Genomic DNA, 5895 nt, shown 5'->3' on the forward strand with positions numbered 1-5895 from the left:
GTATTGGGCTGTTTATTATTGGGAAGCCGTAATGATTGGCATAAAAAGCATTGCGAGCTACGTTCCTGTAGCCGGCGTGGACAATTACGCACAAGGTGCAAAATTCGAGAAGGATGAAGCGTTCATCCTGGGCAAAATCGGTTCGGCCTTCCTGCCGCGCAAGGACGACGGGCAGGAAACTTCGGACCTGTGTGTCGAAGCAGTCAATGCGCTGTTCGCCAATAATCCCGATTTGAAACGTGAATCCATCGATGTGTTGATCGTCGTCACCCAGAACGGCGACGAAGAAGGCTTGCCACACACCGCAGCCATCGTTCAGGACAAGCTCGGCCTGCCGACCAGTGTCGCCGCGTTCGATATATCCCTGGGGTGCTCCGGTTACGTCTACGGGATTTATGCGATCAAGGGCTTCATGGAAGCCGCGGGCCTGAAGAATGGCCTGCTGGTGACCGCCGATCCGTATTCCAAGATCGTTGATCCGGAAGATCGCAACACCACAATGCTCTTCGGTGATGCGGCTACCGCTACGTGGATGGGCGAAGAGGCGCCCTGGCAGCTGGGCAAAGCCAAGTTCGGCACCGACGGCTCCGGTGCGCCGCACTTGAAGGTTACTGACGGGGTGTTCTTCATGAACGGTCGCCAGGTGTTCAATTTTGCGCTGCTCAAGGTTCCCGCACATTTGCACGAACTGCTCAGTGATTCAGGGCTGACGGCCGACGATATCGACGCATTTTGCATTCATCAGGGCAGTGCGGCGATTGTCGACGCGGTGGCGCGGCGTTTCGAGGGGGAACCCGAGAAGTTCATCAAGGACATGGTCGAGACCGGTAACACCGTGTCGTCGAGCATTCCGTTGCTGTTGGAGAAGCACGTTTTGGACTCCAGCTGGAAACGCGTAGCATTGAGCGGGTTTGGTGTGGGGTTGTCTTGGGGGTCGGCGATCATTTATCGCCCTTGAGTCATTAAGCCCGGGCACAAAAAAAGCGTTCAAGGTTTCTCCTTGAGCGCTTTTTTTTGTGCCCGAATTTTATGGGTAGAAATGCGTCTATGACATTGCGCTCGACAGTTCTCTGGCGCCATTTTTTATTCGTTGTGGTGCTAACCCATTGTTTTTGTTTGAGGTGGCAGTGTGATGGCAAAATATTTTCAAAAAACCCTAAAGCAACCTGCCAACGCGACGATAACTATTACGAAGGTTCTCTAGGCCATACCCGGCGGTTGCCAGGGCCGGAAACCGCAGTACCCAACCAACGAGGAATTCGTCATGGCTTTAACCGTAAACACTAACGTTGCATCGTTGAACGTTCAGAAGAACCTGAACCGCGCTTCCGATGCTCTGTCCACCTCGATGACTCGTCTGTCTTCCGGCCTGAAAATCAACAGCGCCAAAGACGACGCTGCCGGTCTGCAAATCGCTACCCGCATGACCAGCCAGATTCGCGGCCAGACCATGGCGATCAAAAACGCCAACGACGGTATCTCGATGGCTCAGACCGCTGAAGGCGCTCTGCAAGAGTCCTCCAACATTCTGCAGCGTATGCGTGAGCTGGGTGTTCAGGCTCGTAACGATAGCAACACCGCTACCGACCGTACTGCACTGGATACAGAGTTCAAGGCGATGGCCGGGGAACTGAGCCGTATTGCAAACAGCACCAACTTGAATGGCACCAAGTTGCTGACTGGTACGGCCGGTGCCGCTGCTGACGGCAAGCTCGACATTCAGGTGGGTTCCGGTACCACTACAGATGACACGATTGTCCTGGATTTGGGTTCCACCGCGATGGATGCAACTGGTTTGGGTGTGAATGCCGATGCTCTCACGGATGCTGCTACCTCCAAAACCGCGATCGATAACATCGATCTGGCGCTGGGCAAAATCAACACCCTGCGTTCCAACCTGGGTGCTTCGCAAAACCGTTTGACCAGCACCATCTCCAACCTGCAAAACATCAACGAAAACGCCAGCGCCGCACTGGGTCGCGTACAAGATACCGACTTCGCCGCTGAAACCGCTCAGATGACCAAGCAGCAGACTCTGCAACAAGCGTCCACCGCTATCCTGGCGCAAGCCAACCAACTGCCTTCCGCTGTACTGAAACTGCTTCAGTAATCGCCGGTTGAATGTTGGCGGGAGAGTGCGCTGGCCGTGCTCTCCCGCTTTTTTGCTTTAGTGAGGTAATCGACATGGATATGAGCGTCAAGCTGAACTTGTCTTACCCTGTTGCCAAATCCCCGGCGCCAGTCGTGGAACAAACGCTGGAAAAGCCTCGAACGAATGTGACGCCAGTCGCCGATCTCGAGGATCAAAGCAATGGAAAGGAAACCGAACAACACAAGCTGAAAGCGGCTGTTCAGGAAATTGAAAAGTTCGTGCAATCGGTCAAGCGTAATCTGGAGTTCTCTATCGACGAGGCCTCCGGCCAAGTGGTGGTCAAGGTCATAGCCAGTGAGTCGGGAGAAGTGGTTCGCCAGATCCCCAATGAAGAAGTCCTGAAGCTGGCCAATAGCTTGAATGATGCGAGCAGCCTGTTGTTCAGCGCCGAAGCCTGAAGGTTGGCATGAAAAGTGTTGCACCGGTCTTTACGGCGCAGTAAGAGTCAAGCGGCTGGCGAAAAACTGAAGGGAGATGCACATGGCAAGTCCAATTCTACCGGGTACGGGGCTGGGTTCCGGCCTGGATACCGTTTCTATCGTCAAGGCCCTGGTCGACGCAGACAAGGTGGCCAAGCAGGCGCAGATCGACCGGCAGACAAAGATCACCACCGCGAGTCTTTCTGGCATTGGCACCCTGAAGTCGGTGTTGGCGGCGTTTCAGACCGCGATGAAGAACCTCGGCAGTGCCACAACGCCGCAGTTCTCGGGTTTCGCTGCAAGCTCTTCCGATGTCAAGGTTGTGACCGCCACCTCCAATAACTCGGCGGTCAAGGGCAGCTACGTTATCAAAGTCGATAACCTTGCCACCTCGGCCAAAGTCGCCAGCGAAGTCTTTGCAAATGCAAGCAGCGCTGTTGCAGAGGGGCCACTGACGATCACACTGAACAACAAGGACTACGCCCTTGACGTCCCGGCCGGTGCGACCCTGCAATCGGTCCGTGACCTGATCAACAGCAAATTCCAAGGCGATGGCATCAACGCCAACATCATTACCGACAAAGACGGCTCGCGACTGGTGCTGGGCTCTTCGGCCACTGGGGCGGGGTCTGAAATTTCCGTCAGTGGTGTGATGACCATAAACGGCAATCAGGCGATGGCCGGTGATCCTTCAGATCCGCTTGCTCCACCGGGTGCCGGGCGTATCGGCGATGCGGCAACCGATGCGAAGTTCTCGGTCGACGGTCTGAGCATGACCAGTAAAACCAATACCATCGACAATGCAGTCTCGGGCTTGAGCTTCAATCTGTTGGCTGGGGGTGGGGCCACGTCGACGGTGACGGTGGCGACTAACACCGATGGCTTGAAGGCCTCGATCCAGAAGTTCGTCGATGCTTACAACGCGGTAGTCAGCAGCATTGGCACGCTGACCAAGCCCACCCTCGACAGTGATGGTAAGCCAACGGTCGCTGCTGCGTTGACCGGGGACGCGCTGCCGCGCTCCATTCTGGCGGCTATCCGTGGTCCGCTGACCGAGACCGGGGCAGGGGATAAGCTCACCGTGCTGGCGCAATTGGGTATCACCACCAATCAGAAGACCGGTGCATTGGACTTCGATAGCACCAAGTTCACTGCGGCAATGAGCGACAAGAGCCTGGGTGGTGAGGTTCAGGCGTTCTTTACCGGGACCGGTGGCTTGCTGGAGCGAATGGACAAGGCGATTGTCCCTTACACCCAAACGGGGGAGATCCTTGATACTCGCACCACCAATCTGAACAAGAACAAAGCCAACCTGGTCGAGCAGCAAGCGGCCCTCGATCGGCGGGTAGCAACACTGACTGCGGTGTTGACCAAAAAATACAACGATATGGATTCTCTGGTGGGCAAGCTGAAAGCTACGGCCAGCAACATTACTTCGATATTTGAAGCCATGACGGCGCAGCAAAGGAACTCCTAGTGCTGCTAGCGCGTTGACGCAAAAGCCCGGCAGCACGCTCCAGTGTGTCGGGCTTTTTATTTTGGGAAGCGCCAAAAAACAGACCAGGTGAAGCATGCGCTAACCGGCCCCGGCACCCTGGCTAAAGTTTTTTGACGCGTGGTCGATACATGGATCATACGAACACTAGCGTTTTGATGAGGTAAAACATGAATCCGATGTTAGCCCTTCGGCAGTATCAGAAGATTGGCGCTCAGGCGCAGACTTCCGAAGCCAGTCCCCATCGTCTTGTACAGATGCTGATGGAGGGTGGTCTGGATCGAATTGCCCAGGCCAAGGGTGCCATGGAGCGCAAGGATATTCCGAGTAAAGGTGTGCTGATCGGCAAAGCTATCGGCATTGTCGGCGGTTTGCGTGAAGGTCTGGACCTTGAAAACTCGATCGAATCCGTCGGTGAGCTGGACAATCTATACGCCTACATGATGAAGCGTCTGGTCGAGGCCAACATCAAGACAGATCCAACGATTCTGGACGAAGTCGCCGATCTGCTTCGCACCGTCAAGGACGGCTGGGACGCAATTGCCGCGCCAGGTCCTCAGTTTTAAGGAGATCGCCATGAGTCTTGTATTGCAGCGAATCGAACAAACCCGTGAAGGTCTTGTAGACGCTCTGGCCGAGCGTAACTGGGAAGCCATTGGGGAGTTGGACCTGGCTTGCCGTTCCTGCATGGAAGACGTCTTGAGTGAGGCTACGGTAGACGAGGCAGCGTTGCGCGATAATCTTGAGGAGTTGCTAGGGGTCTACAAGCAGCTGCTTGAGGCGGCAACGGGGGAAAGGCAGGCAATTGTCGATGAGATGTCGCAGATCAACCAAGCACAAAAGGCATCAAAGGTTTACCATCTGTTTGGTTAATTAACCCCAAGTTAATCCAGATATAGTGCGCCATAAATTTGACTGTGCACGGTTTTTTGACTTAACTAGTGGCTGGTTCCAGATTTCAGTCGTCTTCAGGCATAACGTGTCTGCAAGCGTCTAGCTTGCCCCAACATTTTGGGCATTGAGTTGACTAGGGAAGTTGCTATTGCATGTGGCGTGAAACCAAAATTCTGCTGATTGATGACGATAGCGTCCGCCGCCGCGACCTGGCGGTGATTTTAAATTTTCTTGGCGAAGAAAATTTACCCTGCGGTAGCCATGACTGGCAGCAGGCTGTCGGCTCTTTGTCGTCAAGTCGTGAAGTAATCTGTGTCCTCATCGGGACGGTCAATGCTCCTGGTGCACTTCTGGGCTTGCTTAAGACACTCTCGACATGGGATGAGTTCCTTCCGGTTTTGTTAATGGGCGAAAATTCTTCCATTGACCTGCCGGAAGACCAGCGTCGTCGAGTGCTTTCGACTCTCGAAATGCCGCCCAGCTACAGCAAGTTGCTCGATTCGCTGCACCGTGCCCAGGTCTATCGCGAGATGTACGACGAGGCCCGCGAGCGCGGTCGGCATCGCGAGCCCAATCTTTTCCGCAGTCTTGTCGGCACCAGCCGGGCGATTCAACACGTCCGTCAGATGATGCAGCAAGTCGCCGATACGGATGCCAGCGTGCTGATCCTCGGTGAGTCCGGCACCGGCAAGGAAGTGGTTGCGCGCAACCTGCACTACCATTCCAAGCGCCGCGAAGCGCCGTTCGTGCCGGTCAACTGCGGGGCGATCCCGGCCGAGTTGCTGGAAAGCGAGTTATTCGGTCACGAGAAGGGCGCCTTCACCGGGGCGATCACCAGCCGCGCCGGTCGATTCGAGCTGGCCAATGGCGGCACCCTGTTCCTCGATGAAATCGGCGACATGCCGCTGCCGATGCAGGTCAAGCTGCTGCGCGTG

General features: G+C 55.3%; 7 protein-coding genes. All 7 read left to right on the forward strand.

The window, feature by feature from the left end; all coding sequences use genetic code 11:
• Window positions 1–31 precede the first annotated feature (31 nt).
• Window positions 32–958 carry a ketoacyl-ACP synthase III gene (locus ACRESJ_RS07760; RefSeq protein WP_431757385.1) on the forward strand — a complete coding sequence of 309 codons (927 nt, stop codon included), beginning with the start codon at window positions 32–34 and terminating at the stop codon, window positions 956–958.
• Window positions 959–1264: 306 nt separating this feature from the next.
• Window positions 1265–2110, forward strand: coding sequence for a flagellin domain-containing protein (locus tag ACRESJ_RS07765; RefSeq protein ID WP_431757380.1), 846 nt, complete (start codon window positions 1265–1267; stop codon window positions 2108–2110).
• Between the two features lie 74 nt (window positions 2111–2184).
• Window positions 2185–2550, forward strand: a complete 366-nt coding sequence (locus tag ACRESJ_RS07770) for a flagellar protein FlaG (protein WP_431757381.1) — start codon at window positions 2185–2187, stop codon at window positions 2548–2550.
• Between the two features lie 82 nt (window positions 2551–2632).
• The gene (fliD, locus tag ACRESJ_RS07775; RefSeq protein ID WP_431757382.1) at window positions 2633–4048 is read left to right on the forward strand and encodes a flagellar filament capping protein FliD; all 1416 of its coding nucleotides are present in this window, start codon (window positions 2633–2635) and stop codon (window positions 4046–4048) included.
• 188 nt (window positions 4049–4236) lie between these two features.
• A complete protein-coding gene (gene fliS / locus ACRESJ_RS07780; RefSeq protein WP_431757383.1) occupies window positions 4237–4632 on the forward strand; it encodes a flagellar export chaperone FliS in 396 nt (131 codons plus the stop codon).
• 10 nt (window positions 4633–4642) lie between these two features.
• Window positions 4643–4939 carry a flagellar protein FliT gene (locus ACRESJ_RS07785; protein WP_218542753.1) on the forward strand — a complete coding sequence of 99 codons (297 nt, stop codon included), beginning with the start codon at window positions 4643–4645 and terminating at the stop codon, window positions 4937–4939.
• 173 nt (window positions 4940–5112) lie between these two features.
• A partial coding sequence (locus tag ACRESJ_RS07790; protein WP_431757384.1) for a sigma-54-dependent transcriptional regulator occupies window positions 5113–5895 on the forward strand: 783 nt, incomplete at its 3' end.

This window comes from Pseudomonas sp. (assembly GCF_050739655.1).
Lineage (GTDB): Bacteria > Pseudomonadota > Gammaproteobacteria > Pseudomonadales > Pseudomonadaceae > Aquipseudomonas.